At 63.8% G+C, this 25,028-nt stretch carries 25 protein-coding genes and 1 pseudogene; 11 read left to right on the top strand and 15 right to left on the bottom strand.

Features of this window, described 5'->3' with window-relative positions; all coding sequences use genetic code 11:
• Positions 1 to 319 precede the first annotated feature (319 nt).
• Positions 320 to 817, bottom strand: coding sequence for a hypothetical protein (locus AC1D0I_RS22450; RefSeq protein ID WP_477397787.1), 498 nt, complete (start codon positions 815 to 817; stop codon positions 320 to 322).
• A gap of 302 nt (positions 818 to 1,119) precedes the next feature.
• On the opposite strand from AC1D0I_RS22450, the gene AC1D0I_RS22445 reads away from it, so the two are divergent.
• On the top strand, positions 1,120 to 1,890 hold the full coding sequence (locus AC1D0I_RS22445) for an alpha/beta fold hydrolase (protein WP_477397809.1): 771 nt from the start codon (positions 1,120 to 1,122) through the stop codon (positions 1,888 to 1,890).
• A gap of 110 nt (positions 1,891 to 2,000) precedes the next feature.
• Here AC1D0I_RS22445 and AC1D0I_RS22440 read toward each other — a convergent pair whose 3' ends face one another.
• Entirely contained in the window at positions 2,001 to 2,987 is a 987-nt protein-coding gene (locus AC1D0I_RS22440; protein WP_477397785.1) for an aldo/keto reductase, read from the bottom strand.
• 162 nt (positions 2,988 to 3,149) lie between these two features.
• On the opposite strand from AC1D0I_RS22440, the gene AC1D0I_RS22435 reads away from it, so the two are divergent.
• From AC1D0I_RS22435 to AC1D0I_RS22415, 5 genes are all read left to right on the top strand, one after another.
• Positions 3,150 to 4,364, top strand: a complete 1,215-nt coding sequence (locus AC1D0I_RS22435) for an ABC transporter substrate-binding protein (RefSeq protein ID WP_477397783.1) — start codon at positions 3,150 to 3,152, stop codon at positions 4,362 to 4,364.
• Positions 4,365 to 4,484: 120 nt separating this feature from the next.
• A complete protein-coding gene (locus AC1D0I_RS22430; RefSeq protein WP_095080594.1) occupies positions 4,485 to 5,366 on the top strand; it encodes a branched-chain amino acid ABC transporter permease in 882 nt (293 codons plus the stop codon).
• A complete protein-coding gene (locus tag AC1D0I_RS22425; protein ID WP_477397781.1) occupies positions 5,363 to 6,400 on the top strand; it encodes a branched-chain amino acid ABC transporter permease in 1,038 nt (345 codons plus the stop codon). Before AC1D0I_RS22430 ends, AC1D0I_RS22425 begins: the two co-directional genes overlap by 4 nt.
• A complete protein-coding gene (locus AC1D0I_RS22420) occupies positions 6,397 to 7,119 on the top strand; it encodes an ABC transporter ATP-binding protein (protein ID WP_477397779.1) in 723 nt (240 codons plus the stop codon). Before AC1D0I_RS22425 ends, AC1D0I_RS22420 begins: the two co-directional genes overlap by 4 nt.
• Positions 7,116 to 7,847: an ABC transporter ATP-binding protein gene (locus AC1D0I_RS22415; RefSeq protein ID WP_477397777.1), complete on the top strand. Its 732-nt coding sequence runs from the start codon at positions 7,116 to 7,118 to the stop codon at positions 7,845 to 7,847. Before AC1D0I_RS22420 ends, AC1D0I_RS22415 begins: the two co-directional genes overlap by 4 nt.
• Before the next feature lie 8 nt (positions 7,848 to 7,855).
• Here AC1D0I_RS22415 and AC1D0I_RS22410 read toward each other — a convergent pair whose 3' ends face one another.
• Positions 7,856 to 8,596 (bottom strand): FadR/GntR family transcriptional regulator, encoded by a 741-nt coding sequence (locus tag AC1D0I_RS22410; protein ID WP_184871733.1) that lies wholly within the window; start codon positions 8,594 to 8,596, stop codon positions 7,856 to 7,858.
• A gap of 127 nt (positions 8,597 to 8,723) precedes the next feature.
• Here AC1D0I_RS22410 and AC1D0I_RS22405 point away from each other — a divergent pair, with 127 nt between their 5' ends.
• Positions 8,724 to 9,629 (top strand): NAD(P)-dependent oxidoreductase, encoded by a 906-nt coding sequence (locus AC1D0I_RS22405; RefSeq protein WP_477397775.1) that lies wholly within the window; start codon positions 8,724 to 8,726, stop codon positions 9,627 to 9,629.
• Positions 9,630 to 9,644: 15 nt separating this feature from the next.
• Here the strand turns inward: AC1D0I_RS22405 and AC1D0I_RS22400 are convergent, their stop codons facing one another.
• The 3 genes from AC1D0I_RS22400 to AC1D0I_RS22390 form a co-directional block, all read right to left on the bottom strand.
• Complete coding sequence (locus AC1D0I_RS22400) at positions 9,645 to 10,526, bottom strand: AraC family transcriptional regulator (protein WP_477397807.1); 882 nt, start codon at positions 10,524 to 10,526, stop codon at positions 9,645 to 9,647.
• Between the two features lie 211 nt (positions 10,527 to 10,737).
• Positions 10,738 to 12,501 (bottom strand): adenylate/guanylate cyclase domain-containing protein, encoded by a 1,764-nt coding sequence (locus AC1D0I_RS22395; protein WP_477397773.1) that lies wholly within the window; start codon positions 12,499 to 12,501, stop codon positions 10,738 to 10,740.
• A gap of 103 nt (positions 12,502 to 12,604) precedes the next feature.
• Entirely contained in the window at positions 12,605 to 12,784 is a 180-nt protein-coding gene (locus AC1D0I_RS22390; RefSeq protein WP_477225763.1) for a hypothetical protein, read from the bottom strand.
• 100 nt (positions 12,785 to 12,884) lie between these two features.
• Here AC1D0I_RS22390 and AC1D0I_RS22385 point away from each other — a divergent pair, with 100 nt between their 5' ends.
• Positions 12,885 to 13,199: a hypothetical protein gene (locus AC1D0I_RS22385; protein ID WP_457152750.1), complete on the top strand. Its 315-nt coding sequence runs from the start codon at positions 12,885 to 12,887 to the stop codon at positions 13,197 to 13,199.
• Position 13,200: 1 nt separating this feature from the next.
• Here AC1D0I_RS22385 and AC1D0I_RS22380 read toward each other — a convergent pair.
• Positions 13,201 to 13,637: pseudogene (locus tag AC1D0I_RS22380) on the bottom strand (IS5 family transposase); the annotation flags it as partial.
• A 190-nt stretch (positions 13,638 to 13,827) separates the two neighbouring features.
• Between AC1D0I_RS22380 and AC1D0I_RS22375 the strand changes: the two are divergent.
• A complete protein-coding gene (locus AC1D0I_RS22375; protein WP_457152747.1) occupies positions 13,828 to 14,358 on the top strand; it encodes a TetR/AcrR family transcriptional regulator in 531 nt (176 codons plus the stop codon).
• Positions 14,359 to 14,471: 113 nt separating this feature from the next.
• Complete coding sequence (locus AC1D0I_RS22370) at positions 14,472 to 15,290, top strand: alpha/beta fold hydrolase (RefSeq protein WP_271576301.1); 819 nt, start codon at positions 14,472 to 14,474, stop codon at positions 15,288 to 15,290.
• A 264-nt stretch (positions 15,291 to 15,554) separates the two neighbouring features.
• On the opposite strand, the gene AC1D0I_RS22365 is transcribed toward AC1D0I_RS22370, so the two are convergent.
• The 4 genes from AC1D0I_RS22365 to AC1D0I_RS22350 all read right to left on the bottom strand — a co-directional run bounded on the left by AC1D0I_RS22365 (position 15,555) and on the right by AC1D0I_RS22350 (position 19,325).
• Positions 15,555 to 16,268, bottom strand: coding sequence for an SOS response-associated peptidase (locus tag AC1D0I_RS22365; RefSeq protein ID WP_477397805.1), 714 nt, complete (start codon positions 16,266 to 16,268; stop codon positions 15,555 to 15,557).
• A 290-nt stretch (positions 16,269 to 16,558) separates the two neighbouring features.
• Entirely contained in the window at positions 16,559 to 16,777 is a 219-nt protein-coding gene (locus tag AC1D0I_RS22360; RefSeq protein ID WP_457151242.1) for a hypothetical protein, read from the bottom strand.
• A gap of 315 nt (positions 16,778 to 17,092) precedes the next feature.
• Positions 17,093 to 17,878, bottom strand: coding sequence for a FadR/GntR family transcriptional regulator (locus AC1D0I_RS22355; RefSeq protein WP_477397771.1), 786 nt, complete (start codon positions 17,876 to 17,878; stop codon positions 17,093 to 17,095).
• Between the two features lie 7 nt (positions 17,879 to 17,885).
• Positions 17,886 to 19,325 (bottom strand): FAD-binding oxidoreductase, encoded by a 1,440-nt coding sequence (locus tag AC1D0I_RS22350; protein ID WP_477397769.1) that lies wholly within the window; start codon positions 19,323 to 19,325, stop codon positions 17,886 to 17,888.
• Between the two features lie 161 nt (positions 19,326 to 19,486).
• Between AC1D0I_RS22350 and gloA the strand changes: the two genes are divergently transcribed.
• On the top strand, positions 19,487 to 19,900 hold the full coding sequence (gene gloA, locus AC1D0I_RS22345; protein ID WP_095080570.1) for a lactoylglutathione lyase: 414 nt from the start codon (positions 19,487 to 19,489) through the stop codon (positions 19,898 to 19,900).
• An 83-nt stretch (positions 19,901 to 19,983) separates the two neighbouring features.
• Here gloA and AC1D0I_RS22340 read toward each other — a convergent pair whose 3' ends face one another.
• The 4 genes from AC1D0I_RS22340 to AC1D0I_RS22325 all read right to left on the bottom strand — a co-directional run bounded on the left by AC1D0I_RS22340 (position 19,984) and on the right by AC1D0I_RS22325 (position 24,837).
• Positions 19,984 to 20,952: an ABC transporter permease gene (locus AC1D0I_RS22340; RefSeq protein ID WP_457151239.1), complete on the bottom strand. Its 969-nt coding sequence runs from the start codon at positions 20,950 to 20,952 to the stop codon at positions 19,984 to 19,986.
• Positions 20,953 to 21,108: 156 nt separating this feature from the next.
• Complete coding sequence (locus AC1D0I_RS22335) at positions 21,109 to 22,611, bottom strand: sugar ABC transporter ATP-binding protein (protein ID WP_477397803.1); 1,503 nt, start codon at positions 22,609 to 22,611, stop codon at positions 21,109 to 21,111.
• A gap of 5 nt (positions 22,612 to 22,616) precedes the next feature.
• Positions 22,617 to 23,600 carry an ABC transporter permease gene (locus AC1D0I_RS22330; protein WP_095080565.1) on the bottom strand — a complete coding sequence of 328 codons (984 nt, stop codon included), beginning with the start codon at positions 23,598 to 23,600 and terminating at the stop codon, positions 22,617 to 22,619.
• Between the two features lie 154 nt (positions 23,601 to 23,754).
• Positions 23,755 to 24,837, bottom strand: coding sequence for a sugar ABC transporter substrate-binding protein (locus AC1D0I_RS22325; protein WP_095080563.1), 1,083 nt, complete (start codon positions 24,835 to 24,837; stop codon positions 23,755 to 23,757).
• Positions 24,838 to 25,028: the final 191 nt, after the last annotated feature.

Raw genomic sequence — 25,028 nt, 5'->3', positions numbered from 1 at the left:
TCACCGGTTTGTCGGTCATCGCCGGACCGTTGCGTTCCCTCGTTCGGATGGGCTTCACTTTACATTAGCGGAGGCGCATAAATTATCCAGCCGGCGGCATTGTTCCTCACAGGCATCCTGTCGGTTAGGCCCGGTGTCCTAGCTCATCCCAACAGAAGGGATGCCGGGCCGCTCCAATCAAGCCGCGGGAAAGACGAGGCATGCGACAAGACGATGGCGTCTGTCCCGTCCTTCACGGTGGCCATCGTTACGCTTGAACAGTCCGAGATGAACCGGAAGACGATGCGCAATCAATGCGGCCGGTTGGATGGTTCAGTGATCATTGCTTGATGAACGGGCCCGTGTAGGTCTGGCCGGCAAGCGCAACGGTTCCGGCCAAGGTTCCTTCGGGCAGCATCACAAGACTGACGTCCGCGCCATTCGGGAGGCGCTTGAGCTTCAATGTATTCCCCGCAATTCTTCCAGCGCCGGCTGCCTCTCCGGGACTGTTGTCGCCCAGATTGCCCCACGCAACCGTGGCCGTCACATCGCCTCTGGGAGAAATCGTCTGCACAGCGACTTTGGCTTCGGACGTCCCCTCCAACCGTCCAGCCCACATGCCCGAGAACGCGGCGTACTTTGCAGGAACGCCCTTCGCTGGCGGGGTGATCGTTGTGGATTGATCCATCGTGGCCGAACCAGGAGCAGCGGCGGCCGGATCCAAGGTAGATAGGGGAGCAATGGCCGCGGGTTCGGGAGCGGCCGATTGCGGCGCTTCAGGAGCCGATTGGCACGCGGCCAGGATAAGTGCCGCGAAGCCCAGCATCGTGTTCCGCATCAAGCTCTCCACTTCGTTCCCCAGACGTCGGCGGGCTGCAGACCCGCCGAATTGCATGTCATTCTACGCCACCGCCCCACGCATCGAAATAGCCGGGCGAACCTGTGGATAGTCGCGGGGACAATGCATTGCTGAAGGAGGCAGCCCGTGGCAGGCGATCACGAAGCGGTGACGGCTGTAATGAAGGCGCACTGGGCTGCGAAGATTGGACGTGAGCGCCGCACAAAGCGCTTGCGACTCGTCTCGGCCGAAGTTTCGGCACAAACCAGATCCCCATCTGCCAACCGCCCAAGGAATTCACGATCATGATAAATCGGCGTACTTTCTCCACCGCACTTGTCGCCGGGGTGGCGACGGGCTTGTTGGCCGGCTCCCACAAGTCGCAAGCGCAGACAGGCCCCAAGGCCCGCAATGTCGTGCTGGTCCATGGCGCTTATGCGGATGGCTCGTGCTGGTCGGACGTGGTTGGCATGCTGCAGCAGGCCGGCTTCAGGGCAACCGTCGTCCAGCATCCGCTGACCACGCTGGAGGCGGGCGTCGATGCAACGCGGCGAGCGATCGCGCTCCAGGATGGACCGACGATACTTGTCGCACATTCCTTTGCCGGCATGATCATCACCGAGGCGGGCATGGATCCCAAGGTTTCCTCGCTCGTCTATGTCGCGGCGCGCGCTCCGGACGCGGGCGAAGACTACACGGCGCTCGCCAAGACCTTTGCGGCGCCGCCTGCCTCCGCCGGCCTTGTCTGGTCCGAAGGCTATGGCAAGCTCAGCGAGGAGGCCTTCCTGCGGGATTTCGCCGGCGATATTGCTCACGAGAAGGCGCGCATCCTCTATGCCGTCCAGGGGCCGATCTCGGACAAGCTTTTCACCGGAAAGACGACGCAAGCGGCCTGGCGCTCGAAGCCAAGCTGGTATGCGGTTTCGACCGAGGATCGCACGATCAACCCGGATCTCGAGCGCTTCATGGCAAAGCGCATGAACGCAAAGACCATCGAGGTGAAGGCAAGCCATTTGTCGCTGATCTCTCACCCGCACGAGATCGCCCAGCTCATCTCGCAAGCCGCCGGGTAGCTCAGCCAGCGAAGTAGGCTGGGCCAGGGAAACTGATAGAGGGCGAACAGGCTTGCCCCAGCCATCAGGTTCGCCGCGCCGTGAACTGACGAGGGCTTGCGGGCCTTCGATCACCAGCGCTGGTGCACATGGGGCTTGATGTCCTGGTCGTAGATATCCCGGATCTTGCCCATGAGTTCATCCGATAGCGGCGCAAGGTCCGCCGCTTCGGCATTGGATATCGCCTGCGCCGGATTGCGGGCGCCCGGGATGACCACCGTGACCGCGTCGAACATCAGGATCCAGCGCAGGGCGAATTTGGCCATCGTCGTGTCGCCGGAAACCAGCGGCCGGATGCGCTCGACCGCCGCCAGCCCAACCTCATAGGCCACGCCCGAGAAGGTCTCGCCGACGTCGAAGGCCTCGCCATGGCGGTTGAATTTGCGGTGGTCGCTGTCCTCGAATTTGGTATCCGCCTTGAACTTGCCCGACAGCAAACCGCTGGCCAGCGGGACGCGAGCAATGATCGCCACATCGTTCTTTTTCGCCAGGTCGAAGAACAGTTCCGCTGGCCGCTGGCGGAAGGCGTTGAAGATGATCTGGACGCTGACGACGCCGGGATACTGCATCGCCTTCAGCGCCTCCTCGACGCGCTCGACGCTGACGCCGTAGTTGCGGATCTTGCCTTGCTCGACGAGACGGTCGAGACGCTCGAACACTTCGGGATGATAGTAGAGGTCGGTCAGCGGGCAATGCAGTTGCACCAGATCGAGCGTGTCGGCCTCCAGATATCTCAGGCTGCGGTCGATCCAGTCGGTCAAGTTCTTCTGGCTGAACCCCTCGACCGTTTGCTGCGGCAGGCGCTTTCCGGCCTTGGTGGCGATGAACGGCCGCTCGCCACCGCGCTCCTTCATCACCCTGGCAATGAGTTTTTCGGAACGGCCGTCGCCATAGACGTCGGCGGTGTCGATGAAGGTGACGCCGGCGTCGAGGGCGGCATGCAGGGCGGCCACCGCATCGTCGTCATTGACCTCGCCCCAGGCGGCGCCGATCGCCCATGAGCCAAAGCCGATCTCGCTGACGTCGTGGCCGGTACGGCCGAATTTCCGTGACTGCATGTCCTGTTCCTAACTGCGGCTTGGTGGTGATTGCTGATCTGCGGGCCGCCTTTTATCGCATGGCAACGCGATTGACATCCCCGTTCGTTGGATTTACCAGATAACAGGGTTGTATGACAACCCGGTAAGACTGCAATGATTTGGAGTCGGGAGGATCTCAAGTTGAAAACCGTTCTGAAAATGGGCGCGTCGGCGGCCTTGTGCCTTGGCGTGCTTGCTCATCCGGCATTCGCCGAGGACAACATCGTCAAGATCGGCGTCGTCGCGGCGGAGTCGGGCTCGTTCGTTTCCGCCGGCCATACCTTGCCGGCGGGCGTCGGACTGGCCGTGAAACAGATCAACGACGCCGGCGGCATCAATGTCGGCGGCAAGAACTACAAACTGGAAATGGTTAAACGCGACGACCGCACGGATATCGCGACCGCAATCGCCGCCACCCAGGAACTGGTGCGCGACGTGAAGGTGCAGGCGATCTTCGGATCCGAAACGCATGACTTCACGCTGGCCATGGCCAAGATCACGCAGCCGGCCAAGATCATCCATTTCGCCGGCAATTCGACCCTGGCGAAAATCCTGACACCGGACTCGGTCAAGTCGGGCGGCGAGGATCATTATCTCTTCCAGTCCGAGCCGCAGGAATTCCAGCGGTCCGGATCGACCGCGCGCGGCGTGCTCACGCTGCTCGAGCCGCTGCTTGGCTATAAGCCGAAGAAATCGGTCATGATCGTCGGCAACGACGCCACCGGCCAGTTCCTGTCGTCCTACTATTTCAAGGCGCTGAAGGCCGAGGGGCAGGACGTTCCCGACATCATCTTCTATCCGCCTGACACGACCGACTTCTCGCCGTTCCTGACCCGCGCCAAGAGCCTCAATCCGGATATCATCCACTTCTGGTACAATGGCGATTCAACGCTGACGGCGCTGCCGCAGGCGCTCGAACTGGGAGCCGCCAAGAGCTACTTCCTGTTCGGCGTCGATCCCGGCATCTGGAAGGAAAAGCAGCTTTCGGCCGACGTGCCGGTGGCGATGAGCTGCGTGCCGGTATGCTGGGGCGAGTCGTCCAACCCGAAAGCCAAGGCCTATTTCGACGCTTACTTCGCGGCCGGCGCGCCGCACGGCGTGACCTCGTCGGTGTCGCTGCTTTACCACGACTATGTCCACTTCCTCGCCGAAGCGTGGGAGAAGGCGGGCAGCTTCGATCCGGACAAGACGGTCGAGGCGCTATTGACGCTGCACCATCAGGGCGTGGTCTCGGATGATCTGACCTTCAATCCAACCCATCAGGTCACCCATGCCACCGAGGTCTGCGCCGCGGCACCCGGCGGCGCCATCTCCTGCTCGATGCAACAGCCACCGGCTGAAGCACCGAAGAGCTGATCTGGCGAACCTACCTTGAGTTGGCGGCGTCACTCACGCCGCCAACCTCTCCTTCTCAGAAATGCAGGCAGGGCTTGAAAGCCGGCCACCACGTGAAAAGCGCCATCACTTCGACAGAGAATGCGAGCCGTGGACATTTTCATCCAGCAGATCCTCAACGGGCTTTCGATCGCCAGCGTGATTACGCTGATCGCCATCGGCGTCACCCTGATCTTCGGCCTGACCGGCATCATCAACTTTGCCCATGGCGAATTCCTGATGATCGGCGGCATCGTCACCTGGCTTGCCGTCAGCGCCGGCCTCGGCTTCCCGCTGGCGGTGGTGCTGGCGATCCTGGCGGTCGGGCTGATGGGCTACATCCTCGAGCGCGGCCTTTTCCGCTTCACGCTGGAGCGACCGACCAACGGCTTCATCGTTTCGCTCGGCCTCATCGTCGTCTTGCAGCATGTCGTCGTGCTGTTCTGGAACCCCAACCAGAAGAGCATCCCGCGCCCGCTGACCACGGTCTGGGAGGTCGGCGGCGTGCGCATCGCGTCGGTGCGCGTCATGGTCATCGCGATCACCATTGCCGTGGTGGCGCTCAGCTTCCGCATGATCACCGCAAGCCGCTACGGCCGGGCGTTGCGGGCGAGCGTCGAAGACCGTGATACGGCCGCCCTGATGGGCATTCCGGTGCGCCGCTACATCACCGGCGTGTTCGTGCTCGGCAGTGCGCTGGCCGGGCTGGGCGGCGCATTGCTGATCGCGCTGTTTCCGATCACCCCGTTCACGGGCGGCACCATGGTGATGAAGGGCTTTGCCGTGGCGCTGATCGGCGGGCTCGGCAACATCTACGGCGCCGTCGCCGCCGGGCTCATCCTCGGCATCGTCGAAGGCTTCAGCGCCGGCTACGGCTTCTCGCAATGGACCGATGCCTATTCCTTCGCCCTGATGATCCTGGTGCTGATCGTCCGCCCGCACGGCCTGTTCGGCGGCACCAGCGGACCCAGGATGGCGTCATGAAGGATGGCCTCCACCAGGATCGCGCCGGTTCCACCTTCAAGGCATTGCGATCGCTGCTGCCGGTACTGGTCATCCTGGCATTGATCGCGCTGGTGCCRTTGTTCTCGCCGAGCAACCGCTTCCTGTCGCTGGCGATCTCGGCCGGCATCAATGTGATCGCACTCTACGGCCTGTCGGTTCTGTTCGGCCAGACCGGCATCCTGTCGATGGGGCACGCGGCCCTGGTCGGCGTCGGCGCCTATGCGGCGGCGATCCTGGCGCGGGACTTTGGCGTGGGGTTTTGGGCAGCACTGCCGGCGGCGGCTTTGGCAAGTGCCGTGTTCGCGATGATCGTCGGCATTCCGTCGCTGCGGGTCGGCGGCCACCATTTTGTCATCATGACCTTTGCCTTCGGGCAGTTGCTCGCCATCGTCCTCACCAATGGCGGCGACTATACCGGTGCCGCGACCGGGCTCGACCTTGCCGGCCCGGTCACCTTGTTCGGCGCCGATATGAGCGATTTGACGCGCTATTACCTGATGGTGGTGGCCTTCGTGACGGCCGCGGCGGTGGCGAGCTGGGCGATCATCAACTCGTCCTATGGCCGCACGCTGCGCGCCATCCGGGAGAACGAGAAGCTTGCCGCCTCGCTCGGCATCAATGTCGGCCGGCACAAGATCGGCGCCTTTGTCGTCAGCGGCGTCTTTGCCGGCATCTCCGGCGTGTTGCTGGCCTATTTCCTCGGGCATATCTCCCCGTCGCAGTTCTCCTCCTTCCCCAGCATCTATTTGGCGCTGATGGTCATGATCGGCGGCGCCCGCCTGATCGAGGGGCCGCTCGCCGGCGGCATCCTGGTCGCCTTCCTGCCGGAAGTGCTCAACCTCGACCCGGTCCAGTCGCGCATCGTCTACGGCGTCTGCCTGATCGCGGTGATCATGCTTTTGCCCGATGGCCTGATCGGCGGCATCGTGCGCGCGCTTCGTGCAGTGTTGTCAGGCAAGCCGAAACAGGAGACGGAACAGCGCAACGCGGCGCCCTCGGAGGCACGGCGATGAGCCCGATCCTGGCCATCAGCGGCCTGAGCAAGCAGTTCGGCGGCGTCACGGCTCTGGCCGGCGTCGACCTTGCCATCGAAGAGGGCGAGATCCTCGGCGTCGTCGGTCCGAACGGTTCGGGCAAGACCACGCTGTTCAATGTCGTCACCGGCGTGCACCGGCCGAGCGGCGGCACCGTGCTGTTCCGCGGTCAGGACATCACCGGCCTCAAGCCGTATGCCATATCGCGGGCCGGCATCGGCTACACCTTCCAGCAGGCAATGGCCTTTGCCGGCCTTGGCGTGCTGGAGAATGTCCGCATCGCCGGTGAGCATGTCGGGACGGGCAGCATCGCCAACCCGTGGCCGACTCCGCAGGCGCTGCTCGATTTCGTCGGGCTGAGCGCGGTTGCCAATGAGAAGGCCGGTGTGCTGCCGTTCGGCAGCCTGCGCCTGCTCGGCCTTGCGCTGGCGCTCGCCACGCGGCCGTCGCTGCTCCTGCTCGACGAACCCGCCGCAGGCCTCAACGACCGCGAAACCACAGCTCTTGTCGGACTTGTCCGTCAGCTTCCCGGCCACGGCATATCCGTCTGCGTCATCGACCATGACATGAAGCTGATGCAGATGCTGTGCCGGCGCCTTGCCGTGCTCGACTTCGGCTCCAAGATCGCCGATGGGCCGACCGAGACGGTGCTTGCCGATCCCAAGGTGCTGGAAGTCTATCTGGGAGGCGATCTGTGAACCTGCTCGCCGTTTCCGATGTCGTCACCGGCTACGGGCCGACCATCGTCAACCGCGGCGTCTCGCTGACGCTCGGGGCGGGCGAGATTGTCACCATCCTCGGCCCCAACGGCGCCGGCAAGTCGACGCTGCTCAAGGCGATCGCCGGACTGATCCGGCCGCGCGCCGGCAGCATCTCTTTCGATGGCACTGACGTGACCGGGCTTGCCGCCGATGTCATGGCCAGGCGCGGCGTCGTGCTGGTGCCGGAAGGGCGCAAGATCTTCGTGGAGATGAGCGTCGAGGAGAATTTGCGCCTCGGCGCGTATGCGCGCCGCGACGATGCCGCCGTGGAGGCCGATTTCGAAACGATGCTGGCCTTCTTCCCGATCCTTGCCACCAAGCGGCGCGACAAGGGCGGCTCGCTGAGCGGCGGCCAGCAGCAGATGCTGGCGATCGCGCGCGGGCTGATGACGCGGCCGCGCGTGCTGCTGCTCGACGAGCCGTCGCTCGGCCTGTCGCCGCTGCTGGTCAAGGAGATCAAGGCGATCATCCTCGGCATCGGCGAGCGCTTCGGCGCTTCGGTGCTGCTGGTCGAGCAGAATGCCGGCCTGGCGCTCTCCGTCGCGTCGCGCGGCTATCTCATGCAGAACGGCCGCATCGTCGTCTCCGGGCCGATTGCCGAATTGCGCGACATGTCGCTGATGCGCGAACTCTATCTCGGCGGCGTGGCGGGAGCGACGGCATGAGCAAGCGCTCAGTCGTGGCTTGCCCTGTCGCGCAACTCCTCGAAGCGGGCATAGCTCTTGGTCAGATGGCTGCGCATGGCGCGCCGCGCCGCGTTGGCATCCCTGGCCTCAATCGCGGCGAGAATGGCGCGGTGCTCGCGCTGCATGCGTGCCAGGTATTTCTCCCGCTCGGGCAGGGTCATCCGGTCGAGCCGTATCCATTGGCGCGGGATCATGGCGCTGCCGAAGGTGTCGAACAGCCGGGTGAAATTGGCGTTCTGCGTCGCCGCGAGAATGGCGCGATGGAAACCGAAATCCTCTTCCGACCCCGACCCGCCGGCGCGCACCGCCGCCTCCAGCGCGTCCAGCCGCGAGCCCATCTGCTCGAGTGCCGCGTCGCTGCGCCGCTCGGCGGCAAGGCCGGTCGCTTCGACCTCGATGCCCATGCGCAGTTCGAGCACGCGCAGCACCTCGTCGATCGATTCAAGGTCGTCCGGCAGGATGGAAAAGGTCCTCGGCAGCGGATCCTTGGCGACGAAGGCGCCGAGGCCCTGACGCGTGGTGATCAGGCCACGGGCGCGCAGTGCCGCAAGCGCCTCGCGCACGACGGTGCGGCTGACGCCGGTAGCGGCGACGATCTCCTGTTCGGTCGGCAGCCGCTGACCCGGCGCCAGGTCGCCGGATTCGATCTGCGCGATCAGCGTGTTGACCAGCCCGGTCCGCAGATTGGGCGCTTGCGGTATGGCATCGAAAAGCATGGGCTCCGCCATCGGGGGATACGGCCTCCGGTCCGATTCTTCGGCAAAGGCCGATTCTTCTTCAAAGGATTGCATCGACAGGTGCCCGCCGCAAGGTGACGAAATGCGGCCCGCCAACGTGGGCCATTTGGAGGATTGCATGAAAGAACGCATAGGCTTCATCGGTCTGGGCAGCATGGGCGCCGGCATGGCCGACAATCTGCTGCGCAAGGGCTGGCCACTGACGGTGTGCGTGCATCGCAGCCGCACCGCCGCCGACCGGCTGATCGCAGCCGGCGCCACCGAGGCGGCAAGCCCGCGCGCGCTCGCCGCCGCCTGCGATGTCGTCATCCTGTGCGTCACCGGTTCGCGCGAGGTGGAAATGCTGATCAAGGGACAGGATGGACTGGCTGCGGCAGGCAAGCCGCTGCTGGTCATCGACTGCTCGACCTCCAACCCGTCATCGACGACAGCGCTTGCCGCTGACCTGGCGGCACTTGGCATGACGCTGATCGATGCGCCGCTGGCGCGCACGCCCAAGGAAGCGGCCGAAGGCAAGCTCGACGTCATGGTCGGTGGCCCGGCCGACGCCGTCGCCCGCGCGCGGCCGGTGCTCGAGGCGTTTGCGGCGCGCGTCATCCACACCGGACCTACCGGCAGCGGCCACACGATGAAGCTGCTCAACAACTTCGTCTCGATGGGCTATTCGGCGATCTACTCCGAGGCGCTGACGCTCGGCGCCAAGGCCGGGCTGACGCCGCAGGTCTTCAACAGCGTCATCTCCGGCAGCCGCATGGATTGCGGCTTCTACCAGGCCTTCTTCGATTTCGTGCTGACCCGCAACGAGAACGCCCAGCGTTTCGCCATCGTCAATGCGCTCAAGGACATGACCTATCTCGCCTCTTTCGCCCAGGCCGCCAATGTCGCCAACCCGATCGGTGCGGCGGTGCGCAACGGCTTCGCCACCGCGGTCGCAACCGGCCATGGCGAGAAGTTCGTGCCGGCGCTGTCCGATATCATCGCCGGCCTGAACGGGGTTTCGCTGGTTGAGCCGCCGGCGATGTGAGGGGGTCCAGCGGTGCTATTTCAGTGGCAGGAACAGCTCCGCGACGGTCTCATGTTCCGGCACCTCCGGGACGAAGCTCAGCCGCTGGCAATAGATCGGGAAGTCGCGTGCTTCCTCGCCACTGGCCGGCAGCCAGTCGCGATAGAGGTAGAGCGCGGCGGGCTCCAGATTGTGGGTGTTGCCGACGACACGCAGCACCGCGCAGCGTCCGCCGGGGATCACGCCAGCCTTCATGTGTTCGTCGTTCGCCTCGATCGGTTGGCCGGTCCCGACACAAAGGTCCACGCTATAATCGGCAGGCGACGCAGGACGCCGCTCCGAACGCCAGACATTGRAGGTCGGGCTTGTCCTGGGGTGCAGGCCGGCGGCCTTGCGCCAGGCGATGAACCGCTGGATGGTGGCGCCGAGCATCGCCGGGTCGCCCCGATGCTCYATGATCGCCACCSSCGTCGGGGCCAMATCGCGGATCGTCACGTCGTCGGKGGTAAAAGTCTTCTGCATGAGCTTGCTCCTGGCGTTGTCGAGAGGTCCGAAGGCCGCAAGCCACGGCTCCCATTCGGGAGACTTCCGAAACGACGACGGCGATTGCCCAACCCGTTGCCGAAAGGCGCGGGCGAAGGCATCCGGTGCGTCGTAGCCGGCATCCATCGCTATGTCCGTGACGCTTTGGGCATGCGTGTAGGCCAGCCGGTACGAAGCGCGCTTCATGCGGGCGAGTTGGACATAGCGATGCACCGACAAGCCGAAGGTGGACATGAACTGCCGGTGGAAATGGTATTTCGAGAACGCCGCGACACCGCTCAACGCATCCAGGCCCAGATCGTCGTCGAGATGCCGGTCTATGTGGTCCAGCACCCGCTGCATTCGGGCATGGTAGTTTTCAAGTGCCGCCTTCACCGTCTCGTCCTCCGTGGCGACACCAGCTAGGCCCTCCGGGACATGGCGCGCTCGACCGATCTTGCGATTTGGCATGGCTGCCAGCACGGCATACGGGCAAGCCCGCTCTGCGTGAACGGCGGAGCATGGGTCGGCGATAGGCAGACGAAGACACTGCGATAGGAGCCGACCCTCACCGGGTACGCCGATGGCGAAGCGCCAGCTTTTCGTCTTATTCCCGCATGCCGGCCTTGCGCAAATTCTCGCGAAGGTGTTCCAGATCCCCGGAACTTTTGTAAGGCGTCATTTGGGGGCCAGTTCGCCCAACGATTGTGGCTGCCGGGTCTATTTGATTGATCCGCGCCACGGCCATCTTCGCTTCGGTCATATTCCCCAATGCAGCGTGACTGGCTGCCAAATAGAGCCAGCGGTACACCGTGTCGATTATCATTAAGCTACGCAAAGCCGTGACTGCTTCATGGTATTGTCGGGAGTCGAAATAAATCTGGCCGAGCTGTACGACGTACCACTCGGGATGGCGAGGATTAAGCCGCAACGCCTTTTGTGCTGCGTCGAGGCCTTCGGTGGTTCTTCCCGCGCAACTCAGGCAGTAGCCAAAGTCCATGAGAATGTCTGCATCATTGGGATTGAGATCAAGGGCGCGGTGAAATGCTGCAATGGCAGGTTCGTACTGCCCGCAATACAAGCAGTGTCCTGCGAGAGCGTAGTGGCCCCACGCTTCAGCGTCGTCGCGTTCGATGGCGAGATTGGCGTAGCGCAAAGCATGAGCCAACGAGGACTCGGGGTTCTCGCTAAATCCATCGACTACGTCCATCATGTGCGTCCAGGCAACCTTCGCAAAGGCCTTGCCAAATTTGGGATCCCGCTCACCGGCCTTGCGAAAGAGTTCGCGTGCACGCTGATTGCCCTCCTTGGTAATATGGCCCATAGCCTCCATACCCCGCACGAAGTAGTCCAGCGCTTGAAAGTTCCGCGTCCCAGCGACTTCCGGGCGCTCTTGCCACGCCTTTAACAGTCGGCCTCCGTACGCTGTGGCCAAACTGCCAATTATTCTTTCGGTGACATCGTCCTGCACGGCAAAGATATCGTCGACGCCCCGGTCGTAGCGTTCTGCCCAAAGGTGCCCCCCGGTCTTGCCGTCAATGAGCTGGGCCGTAATCCGGACGCGGTCCTTCGACCTCTGGACGCTGCCCTCCAGGATATAGCGGGCACCCAGCTCCCGGCTGGCATCCTGTATCTTCGTGGCTTTGCCCTTGTAGGCGAACGTCGAATTGCTCGCGATGACGAAAAGATCGCGAAACCGAGACAATCCGGTGATGACGTTCTCTGTGATCCCATCGGCAAAGTAGTCCTGCTGACGGTCGTCGCTCATATTGACGAACGGCAGCAACGCGATGGAGGGCTTGTCCGAAGGCGAAGGCTGCGCGATAGGGACTTCGGCAGGCACATCCAGGCGCACTGCATAGGCTCGAACGGGCCGCTCGACATTCCTAAGTGTCTGGTCGCCAATGTCATCGAACTGAAGATCGAGGCGACTTCCAAGATGGTCTCGCACCGCCCCCGAGACCGTGACACCGCCTGCCGGAGCTATGCCTTCAAGCCTGGCCGCAATATTCACCCCATCACCGAACACATCATCACCCTCGATGATTACGTCTCCGACGTTGATCCCGATCCGGTATTGTATTGCCCGGGTTTCGGGTATGGCTCCGTTTCGGTCCGACATGGCCCGCTGGATATCGACCGCACAAGCCACGGCGTTGACGACGCTCGGAAACTCGGCGAGGACGCCATCGCCAGTCGTCTTGAAGATGCGGCCTTGGTGCTCGGCCATCTTGGGGTCGATGAGGTCGGCTCGTATCGTCTTCAGTTTGCCAAGTGTGCCGGCCTCGTCGCTGCCCATCAGGCGCGTATAACCCACCACGTCAGCGGCCAGGATTGCGGCAAGACGGCGTTGGACGCGTCCCTCGGCCATTCGCGAAATTGTCCTTCAAGCGCAGCAGAACCGGGATTGTACGGGCGACGGCTGGCCGAGTCCACGAGCCGGAACATCGCCCTGGCCATTTGCGGTCCCTCCTCTAGCGGCTTGCTCTGCGCGGGGCCGAGAGCGCGTCGAGCCGCTCTTGAAGGTGCCCGTTGAGCACGATCATTTCCTTGAGCGCCTTCATCACGTCGCCCTTGTAGACTGCGATGAAGTCCTCGGCATGGGCCTGGAGGGCTGCCTCCTGACGGCTGTTGAGTGTGACAATGCGATCCACGGCAATTCCTCCAAACGCTGCATAGCCGCAGTGAACAAAAAGTGAACGAAAATGTCAAGAGCGAATTGACTCGGCGAGGAATAGGTTCCTATTTTTGGCCATGCCGGAACAGAGCAGACGACCGCGCCGCCTTGTGCAGACCTTGTGCCGAGCGCATGAGGTCGGGCAGCTGATCCGCGTCCGCTGCATCAACTGCAACATCACCCGCCACTACCTGCCGGGGGACCTCGCCAAGCTCGTCGGGGACATTCCGTTTTGGGACGTGGCCCGGCACATGCGTTGCGAGCGGTGCAAACGCCGCGAGCTCGACGTGGACATCCTGCTGCCAAGCGCATTGGAGGGCATGAAGATACGCGTGAGGCGGCTTGTTGAAATCCGCATGGTGCGGCGGGTGATCTGGAAGGATGACAGCTAGCCTAGGCGGCGTGGACAAATTTGAGCCAGTATCTGGCGGTGGCGAGATGGACCATTCCGAGGAAACTGCTGGCCAAGTTGGTCGTAGCGGGTGGCGATGGCGCGGTTGACCTTCAGCTGACCGAACATGCGTTCGATGCGATTACGCTGCTTGTAGAGCGCGGTCATGCTCGATTTTTACGCGACGATTTGAGCGACCTGGAATGACGGCCTCGATCTTCCGATCGGCAAGGTCGGCACGAATGGCCTCGGCATCGTATCCCTTGTCTGCGAGCAGGGCGTCGGGCGTGCGCTCGGGCAAGCCGATTAATGCATCATACGCCTTGCAGTCTGTCGCTTCGCTGCTGGTTAGGATGAAAGCGAGCGGTCGTCCGAGGGCGTCAGCCAGGCAGTGAAGCTTACTGGTGAACCCGCCCCGCGAGCAGCCAAGAGCGCGTTGGACGGCGTCAACGAAATGCCTCGTCTATCCGGTAGTTTCAGCGGCTGGAGACGCAGTTCAACCGGACGAACCGATGCCCACACCAAAAAACTGCTTGACGATAATAAGACGACCGGTCATATATTAACCCATGCCTAGACCAGCCAATCCTGAAACGCGATCGCGCCTCCTGGAAAAAGGGGGAGACCTTGTGAGCACCCGCGGCTTCAACGCCACGGGCGTGCAGGAGATCACCGCGGCAGCCGGCGTGCCCAAGGGTTCGTTCTATAATTACTTCGACAGCAAGGAAGCCTTCGCCGTCGCCGTATTGACCGAATACTGGGAGGCGGTTGTCGCTGAGTATGGGGCCATTTTGAATCAACGCCGGACGCCGCCCTTGTCGCGCATCGCGCGCTATTTCGCCGGGCTTGCCGAGTTTCACGAGCGCCGCCGTTACGCGGTCGGCTGCCTGATCGGGAACATGGCACTGGAGGTCACGCCGACGAGCGAGGATGTGCGGATCAAGCTTGCGGCGATCTATCGCGAGTGGTCGGCCGCGCTCGCCTCATGCTTGCGGGAAGCGCAGGAGAAAGGGGAATTGTCGGCCGGAAAGGATCCAGGGCAGCTTGCCGTCGCGCTGATTGACACGTTCGAAGGGGCGGTCATGCGGGCCAAGGTCGAACGTAGCCGGGCGCCCTTCGACAGCTTCGAGCGCTTTGTTTTGCCATCTCTGCTGAGTTAAACATTTTGACCAATTAATAGACGACTGGTCGTCTTGGTTTACCAGATCATCGCTGGAACGCCGCGCCAGCGAGCGATGACTCTCATCCGCGGCTAATCTAAAGGAGCTGAACAATGCCCACGATCACTACTACAGACGGCGTAAACATCTTCTACAAGGACTGGGGCTCAGGCCAGCCGATCGTTTTCAGCCACGGCTGGCCGCTGACAGCGGACGACTGGGACGCCCAGATGACCTTCTTCCTTCGCCACGGCTATCGGGTGATCGCCCACGACCGGCGCGGCCACGGACGGTCCGACCAGCCCAGCACTGGCAACGACATGGACCACTGGGTTGCCGACCTCGCGGCCCTGACTGAACACCTCAACCTGCGCGACGCGATCCACATCGGCCACTCCACAGGTGGCGGTGAGGTGGCGCGCTATGTCGCTCGCCACCAGGAGCGCGTCGCGAAGGCGGCGCTGGTCGCTTCATTGACGCCGAACATGTACCGGAGCGAGGACAACCCGTCCGGTCAACCGCCGGAGTGGTTCGAAGCGATCCGGGCAGGCGTGCTGGGCAACCGGTCGGAGTTCTACCGTTTCGTCCCTGAGAATCCGTTCTACGGCTACAACCTGGATGGGGCGAAGCCTTCGGAGGCGATCATTGCGAACTGGTGGCGCCAAGGCATGGCCGGCGGTGCCCTCGCTCATTACGCGACTGTCGACTCTTGGCTCGAAGATTATACCGAAGACCTCAAGAAGATCACCGTGCCGGTGCTGGTGATGCATGGCGAGGCTGATCAAGTCGTCCCGTTCGCAAGTTCCGTGCCGCGTGCGGTCGACCTGCTTAAGAACGGGTCGCTGAAGACTTATCCCGGCTATCCCCATGGCATGCTCACCACGCATGCGGATGTCCTCAACCCCGACCTGCTCTCGTTCATCAGGTCTTGACGACATCTCTCATCCATTATCGCCTATGGTAGACATTTGGGAGTGTATATTGAGGAGGGTTCGGGTTTCGCCGTAGTGACGAAGGAACGAACAAGAAGCTCAAACCCTCCTCGAAAATTCATCGGCCAAGGTCCCGATCGAAGCGGCGGCCTTGGCAGCGTTGCTCGGCCTTGAGGTCCACTCCGTCGTCGGCCTCGCGCCTCGCCCCTGCCGGCCCAGGGGGCGCTGGGGGCCACGGTGGTATGCGGAATTTGTCCACACCGCCTAGAACAGTGAGCCCTGAGCCGGAGCCTGCGGTGCCTGCTGCGGAAACTTGATCTGCGTGGCCGGCTTCTTGACAATCACCAGGGCATCGTCCGGGGCCGTGCGCTGCAGCCGCTTCGCTTCCGACCAAGGCGCTGTCAGCCACGTCTCGGTTTCCTCCTGCGTCCTCAGGATCACCGGCATGGCTTTTTCGTGGATGGGCTTGATGAGGGCGTTCGGCGCGGTCGTCATGAAACCGTAAAGCTCGAAGTCGCCGGGACCGTCCTTGACCTTGCGCACCCCATGCCATGGCGTCCAGAGGCCAGCGAAGAAGAACAGCGGGCGGTCCTCATTGAGCGCGAACCAATAGTTCCGCTGGATGCCCGTCTCGGGGTCCTTGTCGCCGGGCGTCGGGCTCGGTTCCGCGAAGCTCGTCACGGGGACCACGCAGCGGTTCTCGACACCGACATATTGCTGCCAATGGCCATACTGTGGATTGCGTATGTTGGTGGTGCCGTAGTCGGCCTTCCCCTTCATCCGCTCGGTGGGTGTCGGCATGCCCCACAGAAGGTTGGCAAGCTCGCGCTGTCCGTCCAGTGCGTTGCGCACCACCGGACCGGGTTGGTTGGGATAGATGTCGATGGACGGCTCAAGGTTGCCCAAGATGTCCCGCAAAGTCCGAGTCCATTGGCGGACGGCCTCTTGCGACGTGGTGATGTTGTAGAGATTGCACATGGTCGCACTCTGCCGTGAGAGCACTCTGCCGACCAGTCGAAAAATTCGAACCCAGCGACCGGCAGCAAATGTCGATGGAAGAGTGGACGGCAAGGTTCGCGCCGAAAGCCAACTGACCGCTTTCGCCATCAGCATCTTGCTGCGCCCTCGCAGTGCTCGCCGGGTCGCGGTCGGGCCACTCGCGCTCGTAACCCGGCTTCGAGCCGAGATAGCCGATCGCATTGTTCACTGAAATGGAAAAGCCCAGCGCGGTGGCTGGCTGTCCAAAGTACTCCGAACCGGAATAGTTTTCAGTTACGGTTCGGCGGCTTGTAGCTCTCCCATCGCGATAGACGGGTCTCGATGTCGAAGCGGGACGCCTCGAAGTTGGTGCCGGTGTTATCCTTGTTTTTGCCGTCGATCAGCCGATACAGCTCCTCGTTCTCGACATCGTCGACAGGGTGGGTCGATCGCACCACCCGCAGCCATAGCGATTGTGCTCGATCGCAAACGTCCTTGACCCGGATCATTTCTTCCTCCCGTCAGTCTCCGTGCTGCTCGAGGTTTTCACCGCACACGCGGTGGCCGGGCCCGCCCGGGGCTCGGTCGGTGCGCCCAAGTTGCTCCTGATCTGTCATCCCGTCAATGTCATCGCATCCAGTCAGGTCACCGACATCATCAGTCGCGAGGCAAGGCAAAGCTCCGAAGCACGTGAGCCCGCCGAGTCGAAGCAGCAAACGCCGCTTCGATCCCGCAGATGTCGCACACCATGTTTTCGTTAAATGGCTAGACATGGAACAATCCGATAGAGCCGCCATAGCTCTCCAAGGTGCAGGAGGGCGACCTCATCCCGCTGCTTGCCCGCGGATAGCCTTCCTCAGCCTTGAGTGCCGCACCGGAGGTGTTGGCGCTGCCTCCGCCTCACCATCATGCAACCCGACCCGCAACGCCGCGCCTGCCAGGTGGTCGCGCATGGCCGCCTGCGCCGCTTCGGCGTCGCCGGCGCGGATGGCGGCCAGGATGCGCTCGTGCTCGCCGAGCGTGATGCGGGCCATGTCGTCCGATTTCTGCTGGTTGCCGGCGGCCAGGATGCTCTCGCGGACCCGCTCGGACACGAAGACAAGGAACTGGCCCATATAGGCGTTGCGCGTCGCCTCGGCGACGGTACGGTGGAATTCGAGGTCGCTGCGCAGCCAGGCGACGCTGCCATAGGGGGCGGCACGCATGCCGGCCAGCGCATCGCCCATCGCGGTGAGATCGGCTTCGGTGCGCCGCCTTGCGGCAAGGGCTGCCGCCTGCACCTCGAGGATGCCGCGCAGCTCGAACAGGCTGCGGAAGGAGTCGGCGCGCTGCAGCGCCTCGTAGTCGATGGTCAGCACCGTCGGGTTGGTGCTCTCCACCACGAAGGCGCCGCGCCCCTGCTGCGACCAGATGCGGCCTTCCGAGCGCAGCCGGGCGATCGCCTCGCGCACGACGTTGCGGCTGACGCCGAACGTGGTCGCCAACGCCTGCTCGGTCGGTAGCTGGTCACCGGGCTTCAGGCGCCCCTGCGCGATCTCGCGCGAGATGGAACTCGCGACCAGGGTTGAGAGGTGCGGACCGCGATTGACCTTGTCGAGCTTCAGCGTCATCGCTCACCTATAGACCATGATTGGCCTTGCTTGCCAGAATGCGGCCATTGCTCAGGATATGGCGCGGATCGAAGGCTTGCTTGATGCCTGCCGCCAGATCAAGTGTCACCGGATCGATGCGATCGAGGAACGCCTTCTGCTTGACCCGGCCGATGCCGTGCTCGGCGCTGATCGAGCCGCCATAGCGGTCGACGACGGCAAAGATCTCGGCTTCCGCCTCCTCGAACAGTTGCTCCACCGCTTGCGGATCCATGCCTTCCGGCGGCACGACGTTCAAATGGATGTTGCCGTCGCCGACATGGCCGTAGGTGACGGCGAGCGCGTCGGGTCGGGCGCGCTGCAATTCGAAGAGCGCGTCGGTGACGAAATCGGCGAGTTTGGAGATCGGCACCGAGACGTCGGTGCGCAGATAGCGGCCGCCCCTGCCCTGCCGCTCGACCATGATCTCGCGATAGAGCCACAGCCGCTCGGCCTGCGCCCGGGTCGATGCGACGATGCCGTCCTCGACGATATCGGCGACGCCGCCGAGAAACCCCATGAGCATGGCGGACAGGTCGATCAGCCCGCCGGAGGAAACCTCGATCAGCACATAGGCAGGGTAGGCCTTTGCCAGCGGATCGGCAAAATCCGCGCCCTCGCGCATGGTGATCTCGATGCCCTGGCGCAGGATCAGTTCGAAGGCGGTGAGCAGATCGCTGCAGTCGCGCCGCGCCCGCGCATAGAGCGCCATGGCGTCCTCGACCGAGCGCAGGCCGACCAGCGCCGTCTCGATCTGCGTCGGCTTGGGAAAGAGTTTCAGCGCGGCTGCGGTGACGATGCCGAGCGTGCCTTCCGAGCCGACGAAGATCTGCTTGAGGTCATAGCCGCGATTGTCCTTGCGCAGCACCTTCAGCCCGTTCCAGATCCGGCCGTCGGCCAGCACCACTTCGAGGCCGAGCACCAGGTCACGCGTCATGCCATAGCGCAGCACGTTGAAGCCGCCCGCATTGGTGGCGACGTTGCCGCCGATGCGGCAGCTTCCCTGCGCCCCGAAGGTGATCGGCAGCAGGCAGTCGCACTCTGCGGCGGCGCGCTTGGCATCCTCGAGGATGCAGCCGGCCTCGACCACCATGGCGAAGTCGATCGGGCTGATCGAGCGGATCCGGTTCATGCGCTCCAGCGAGATGACTATCTCGCCGCCATCGGCGGCCACCGCCGCACCGACGAGGCCGGTCAGGCCGCCTTGCGGAACGACCGGGATGCGCTCCGCGTGGCAGTGCCGCATCAGCGCCGACATCTCCTCGACCGAGGCCGGACGGGCAACCGCCAGCGGGCGGCCGAAATGGTCGCCGGACCAGTCACGGCTGTAGCGCGCCAGGTCTTCGTCGCTGGTCAGCAGCCCGCCATCCGGCAGCACGCCGGCCAGGGCCGATAGCAGCGATGCGGAAATGGGCGGCACGACATTCATGACCTGGCTCTGGACCCTCTGGGAAAACGACTGGACAACCACCTTGCTTGTCGTGTTATCATACAACCCTGATTTAGAACATCAAGCGAGGCCACGCTCCCGCCAGCTGTTTGATGTGGACGGTCAGACCACCCAATCACCTGACACGGAGGACTTCCCCAATGAGCGACGCCCCGGGCTTTCGCTATATGCACACCATGATCAGGGTGCTCGACCTCGACAAGTCGATCGCCTTCTACACAGAGGTCCTCGGCATGACCTTGCTGCGCCGGGAGGACTATCCCGGTGGCAAGTTCACCAACGCCTTTGTCGGCTATGGGCCGGAGGACAAGGAAGCCGTCGTCGAGCTGACGCTGAACTGGGGCCGCGAAGAGCCCTACGAGATCGGCACCGGCTTCGGCCACCTGGCGCTCGGCGTCAACGACATCTACGCCGTCTGCGCCGAACTGGAAAAGCGCGGCGCCAAGATTCCGCGCAAGCCCGGGCCGATGCAGCACGGCACCACCCATATCGCCTTCGTCGAGGACCCGGACGGCTACAAGATCGAGCTGATCGGCCTCGACACGATGCAATGATCTGAGCAGGCGGGGCCGCATCGCGCCTTTGATGCGACCCCGTCCGGTCCGCGCTTGCTTGGGAGGCGGTGCGGATGGATCTGTCACTTGATGACCGCGATCTTGCTGCGGTCGATGGTGATGGCGACGGCGGCGATGAGCACCGCGCCGAACACCATGTTTTCCAGGAAGATATTGACGCCGACGAAGGTCATGCCGATGCGCACGATCGAGATGATCAGCGCGCCGACCGCCGTGCGGGCGACGCCGCCCAGCCCGCCGGTGATGGCGGTGCCGCCGACGATGACGGCGGCAATGGCCGGCAGCAGCAACTGGTTGGCGAGGACCGGCGAGCCGCTCGACAGTCGCGCCGCCAAGACCACGCCGGCGATTGCGGCCAGCATGCCGGAGGCGGCGAAGGCGATGATCTTGGTGCGGTCGACATTGATGCCCGCCGCCCAGGCGGCCGGCTCACCGGCACCGACGGCGATCGCCTGGCGACCAAAGCGCGTGTAGCGCAGCGCGAGAAAACTGGCGATGCCGATGACCGCCGAAATCAGCACCACCACCGGCAGGCCGGCGACGGTGGCGTTGATCCAGGCGGTGTTTTCGCGGCCGCCTTCCTCGATGGTGATGGCGCGGCCGTCGGACACCCACAGTGCGATGCCGGTGACCACGCCGCCGGTGGCGAGCGTCGCCACGAAGGACGGAACGCGCAGCTTGACGTGGACGATGCCGCTCAAGGTACCGAAGGCGAGCCCGGACAGGATCGCCACCGGGAAGGCGGCAAGGCCGAGCGAAGGCAGCAGCTGCGCCAGGATGACGCTGGCCAGCGAGGCGACCGCCTGGATCGACAGGTCGATGCCGCCGAGCAGGATGGCGAAGGTGACGCCGGTCGCCAGGATGAACAGCACGGCGGTGTTGGCAAACAGAAGCGCCACGGTCTCACCGGTGAGAAAGCCGGGCGCGGCGATCTCGATGATCAAAAGCAGGGCGACAAGCAGGACCAGCGGAATGGCGCCTTGCGTCCACTTGCCTTCGAAGATGCGCCGCAGCGAAAAGGCTTCATTCATCGGCCGGCCTCAGAGACTGTTTCGAAACTCGCTCTGGCGAGTCATCATATGATGGTGGTTTCGAGAACCGGAGCGCAGCGGACGTTGGTCCGCGAGCACCGGAAGCGCAGAAAACGCCTTCGGATGGCCGCCAGAGCAGAGCTTCCAAACGGTCTCTCATACCATCGCCCGCAACAGTTCAACCTGGTTCGGCTTGTTGCCCGGGCTGGCGTCGAAACGCGCGGTGATCTCGCCGTCGCGCATCACCAGCACCTGGTGCGACAGGCCGATGGTTTCCTCCAGCGTGTCGGAAATCAAAAGGATCGCCACGCCTTGCGCGGAGAGATCGCGGACCAGTTCGTAGACCTCCTCCTTGGCACCGACATCGAGGCCGCGCGTCGGATGGTCGAGCACGAGGATGCGCGAGCCCGCCGTCATCCAGCGCGCCAGCACCACCTTTTGCTGGTTGCCGCCGCTGAGCTTGCGGCAGGCGGCGTCGGGCCCGGGCGCCTTGATGCGCAGCCGCTTGATCCAGTCGGCGGCGAGCCGGCGCTCCTTGCCATAGTCGATCGCACCATGGCGCATGACGCTCGACAGGTCGGCCAGCGAAATGTTCTCCGCGATTGACAGGAACATCACCAGCCCTTCGAGCCTGCGCTCGCGCGGCACATAGCCGATCCCCCTGCGCACCGCCGGTTCCGGCGAGCCGAAACGCACCGCGTCGCCGGCGATTTTCATTTCGCCGGCATCGTGCTGGAGGAAGCCGCCGATGGTGCGCGTGACCTCCTCGCGGCCGGAGCCGACGACGCCGGCAATGCCGACGATCTCGCCGGCCCTGATCTTGAGATCGACGCCGTGATAGGCGCCGCCCGCCCCCAGCCCCTTTGCCTCGACCATGACCGTCTCGCGAGGAGCCTGCTGGCGCGCCTCGCGGTAATACTCCGCCTGCAGGCCGCGCCCGACCATGATTTCGTGCAGCTCCGGCGCGGTGACATCGGCGGCGCGATGCTCGGCGACGACCGCACCGTCCTTCATCGTGTAGACACGGTCGGAGATCGCAAGCACCTCGTCGAGGCGGTGCGAGACGAAGACGAAGCTGGCGCGCGATTTGAGCGAGCGCACGCGGGCGAACAGCACTTCGATATCGGCGGCGTTGAGCACCGAGGTCGGCTCGTCGAGCAGGATGAGCAGCTGCCGCTCGACCACTTCCTCGAGCGTCAGCGCCTTGGCCAGCTCGACCATCTGGCGCGCGGCGAAGGTGAGCTCGGAGGTGCGCGCGGTGACGTCGATGTCGATGCCGATCTTGGCCAGTTGCCGGCGCGCCGCCGCGTTCATGGCGCGCCAGTTGACGATGCCGAAGCGGGTGAAGCGGTCTTCCTCGCCGAGATAGATGTTTTCGGCGACCGTCAAATTGAGCACCAGCGACTGTTCCTGGAACACCATGCCGATGCCATGCCGTGCGGCGTCGCGCGGGCTGCGCATGCGCAGCTGCTCGCCGTCGAGGGTGAGGCTGCCGCCGTCCGGCCGGTAGCTGCCGGCCAGCACGCGCATCAGCGTCGACTTGCCGGCGCCGTTCTCGCCGATCAGCCCGACCACCTCGTTCGGCCGGACCTCGATCGAAACGTCGCGCAGGGCCTGGACGCCAGGGAAATTCTTGATGATGCCGGAAGCGCTCAGCATGGCGGTCACTTGACTATCCTGAGGCGGACGCGGTCGAGCGACAGCGCCACCGCGGCAATGATCATCAGGCCCTGCACCGTCTGCTGGATGTAGGGCGAAATGCCGAGCAGGATCATGCCGTTGGCAAGCACGGTGACGATCAGCACGCCTATCAGCGTGTTGACGACGCCGCCTTCGCCGCCTGTCAGCGCCGTGCCGCCGACGACGACGGCGGTGACCGCGGCAAAAAGCCGGCCGTCGCCGATGACGGCATGCGACTGGCCGAGTTGTGCGGCGGCAAGCACACCGGCAATGCCGAAGAAGAAACCGGCGAGCGCGAAGGCGGTGACGCGCACGCGCACCACGTTGACGCCGGAGAGCTTGGCGACGTCCTCGTCACCGCCGATGGCCAGGATGTGGCGGCCAAGCTTGGTGTGATACTGGATGACGGCGGCGAGCAGGAACGCCCCGGTGGCGACCCACACCGCCAGCGGCAGGCCGAGGAACCGGGCCAATGCCAGTTCGCGGATCGAGGCGTCGTTGAGCCGGATCGCCGAACCGCCGAGCATATAGACCGACAGGCCAAGGCCGATGAACCACATGCCGAGCGTCGCCATGAAGGACGGGATGCGCAGCATGGTCTGGACGAGGCCGCTGACGAAACCCATGGCGGTGCCGGCGACGATCGCGGCCAGTACCGCCCACCAGCCATAGTCGTTGCCGTTGCTGTCATTGGCGGCGAGCAGCACCACCACCATCGCCGAGACCGACAGCGTGCCCTCGACCGAGAGGTCGATGCTGCCCATCAGGATGATGAAGGTCAGCCCCATCGCCAGCGTCAGCGGCACGGCGGCCGAGTTGGCGAGGCGCACCAGGTTGCGCAGCTCGATGAAATTGGGATTGGCGATGGCGATCAGCAGGCAGAGCACGACCAGCACCGCCAGCGGCGCCAGGCTGCGCCAGCGCCTGCCACCGAACATGGTGGCGATGCGGCCGGGGAGAAATGTCATAAGCGTCGTCCGCTCGATGTCCGAAACGGACTTCAGGGGTTCTGTATGGATTGTCAAGAAACCGCTTCCCGTCTGCTGATGACCATCGCCGGTGCGATGCACGACGACTGTAAAGGGGAGCGGGCCGCCAGGGAGCAGCAGCCCGCCCCGGTGGTCAGGTCCGGATGGCTCCGGTCACCCGACCCCAAAGATCGTTCCAGTCGATCTCCGGCTTGGCGTCGACATTGGTCTTGTAATATTCCTCGACATTGTCGTGCGAGATCAGCACCGCCTTGCCATAGAATTCGCGATGCTCCGGCGGTTCCTTGACCGGGTCGAACTTGCCGATCTTGGCGTTGTAGCCGATGGCCAGTCCCATGCCGCCCTGCCAGAACGGATCCGAGGTGACGGTGCAGGCGAATTCGCCGGTGCGCACCGCGTCGACCGCCGTCTTGATGCCGTCGACACCGACGATCGGCACCTTGCCGGCAAGGTTTTCGGCGCGCAGCGCCTCGAGTGCGCCGGAGCCCATGTCGTCATTGGCGGCCCAGATGCCCTTGATGTCGTCGCCGAAGCGGGTGAGCAAATTGCCCATCAGGTCGAAGGCTTCGGTCGATTTCCAGTTGGCGACCTGGAAGTCGAGCAGCTTGATGTCGGGATTGGCGGCGAGCGCGGCGTCGAGACCCTTCTTGCGCTCGATCGCCGCCGTGGTCGAGATCAGGCCGCCGAGGGCGACGATGCCGCCCTTGCCGCCGATGGTCTTGAACAGGATCTCGGCGATGGTCTTGCCGCTTGCGATGCCGTCGAACTCGATGTGGGAGACATAGTTCGGGTTGAAGTCCTTGGGGTGCAGATCCGCCGGCTTGTTCCACTGCGTCACGACATAGGCGCCGGCCTTGGCGCAGGCCTCGACGATCGGGCGTGCATCAGGGGTGTCGTTGGGGTCGGAATTCAGCACCATGTTGCCGCCGGTCTTGGCCAGCATCGCCTTGATGTCGGCGATGCCTTTCTCGCTGTTGCCTTCCGAAACCAGCGTGACGTGTTCGAGCCCGGCCCATTTGGCGTAGGCCTCGGCGCCGGTCTTCCACACCGCGTGGTAGGGGTTGGACAACGAGCGGATCGACGTCACCAAAGTCGGCTTTTCCTGCGCGCGCAAAACTTTTGGCATGGCGAGCGCCGCCATTCCGGCGGTGGCGCCCATCATCAGCGTCCGGCGGCTGACCGCGCCGGAAAGCGTTAAACCTGTCCTGTCCTTCATGTATCGAACCTCCCAATTGAATTCTGTTTCCCGCCCGGCGGCTTGCGCGGGGAGCGCGGCCGGGCCTCCGATCGACGGATTGTCAAGCTCCTCACTTGTACGACAACCCTTCAACACGGCAACCATACCTTTTCTCTTGACGCGGCACAAGGGACTTGAGATCGTCGCGCACACGAGGGGGCGCCGATTGT

The sequence above is a fragment of the Mesorhizobium sp. P2_D1 genome (genome assembly GCF_056404455.1).
Note: the sequence above shows the minus strand (reverse complement) of the source record. Positions and strands in the feature narration are given on the sequence as shown.

Excerpts from the sequence above, each read along its gene's own strand:
- AC1D0I_RS22450 (WP_477397787.1), bottom strand. The coding sequence starts at position 817 with ATGCGGAACACGATGCTGGGCTTCGCGGCACTTATCCTGGCCGCGTGC.
- AC1D0I_RS22440 (WP_477397785.1), bottom strand. The coding sequence starts at position 2,987 with ATGCAGTCACGGAAATTCGGCCGTACCGGCCACGACGTCAGCGAGATC.
- AC1D0I_RS22430 (WP_095080594.1), top strand. The coding sequence starts at position 4,485 with ATGCGAGCCGTGGACATTTTCATCCAGCAGATCCTCAACGGGCTTTCG.
- AC1D0I_RS22420 (WP_477397779.1), top strand. The coding sequence starts at position 6,397 with ATGAGCCCGATCCTGGCCATCAGCGGCCTGAGCAAGCAGTTCGGCGGC.
- AC1D0I_RS22410 (WP_184871733.1), bottom strand. The coding sequence starts at position 8,596 with ATGGCGGAGCCCATGCTTTTCGATGCCATACCGCAAGCGCCCAATCTG.
- AC1D0I_RS22405 (WP_477397775.1), top strand. The coding sequence starts at position 8,724 with ATGAAAGAACGCATAGGCTTCATCGGTCTGGGCAGCATGGGCGCCGGC.
- AC1D0I_RS22395 (WP_477397773.1), bottom strand. The coding sequence starts at position 12,501 with ATGGCCGAGGGACGCGTCCAACGCCGTCTTGCCGCAATCCTGGCCGCT.
- AC1D0I_RS22385 (WP_457152750.1), top strand. The coding sequence starts at position 12,885 with ATGCCGGAACAGAGCAGACGACCGCGCCGCCTTGTGCAGACCTTGTGC.
- AC1D0I_RS22370 (WP_271576301.1), top strand. The coding sequence starts at position 14,472 with ATGCCCACGATCACTACTACAGACGGCGTAAACATCTTCTACAAGGAC.
- AC1D0I_RS22365 (WP_477397805.1), bottom strand. The coding sequence starts at position 16,268 with ATGTGCAATCTCTACAACATCACCACGTCGCAAGAGGCCGTCCGCCAA.
- AC1D0I_RS22360 (WP_457151242.1), bottom strand. The coding sequence starts at position 16,777 with ATGATCCGGGTCAAGGACGTTTGCGATCGAGCACAATCGCTATGGCTG.
- AC1D0I_RS22355 (WP_477397771.1), bottom strand. The coding sequence starts at position 17,878 with ATGACGCTGAAGCTCGACAAGGTCAATCGCGGTCCGCACCTCTCAACC.
- AC1D0I_RS22350 (WP_477397769.1), bottom strand. The coding sequence starts at position 19,325 with ATGAATGTCGTGCCGCCCATTTCCGCATCGCTGCTATCGGCCCTGGCC.
- gloA (WP_095080570.1), top strand. The coding sequence starts at position 19,487 with ATGAGCGACGCCCCGGGCTTTCGCTATATGCACACCATGATCAGGGTG.
- AC1D0I_RS22340 (WP_457151239.1), bottom strand. The coding sequence starts at position 20,952 with ATGAATGAAGCCTTTTCGCTGCGGCGCATCTTCGAAGGCAAGTGGACG.
- AC1D0I_RS22335 (WP_477397803.1), bottom strand. The coding sequence starts at position 22,611 with ATGCTGAGCGCTTCCGGCATCATCAAGAATTTCCCTGGCGTCCAGGCC.
- AC1D0I_RS22330 (WP_095080565.1), bottom strand. The coding sequence starts at position 23,600 with ATGACATTTCTCCCCGGCCGCATCGCCACCATGTTCGGTGGCAGGCGC.
- AC1D0I_RS22325 (WP_095080563.1), bottom strand. The coding sequence starts at position 24,837 with ATGAAGGACAGGACAGGTTTAACGCTTTCCGGCGCGGTCAGCCGCCGG.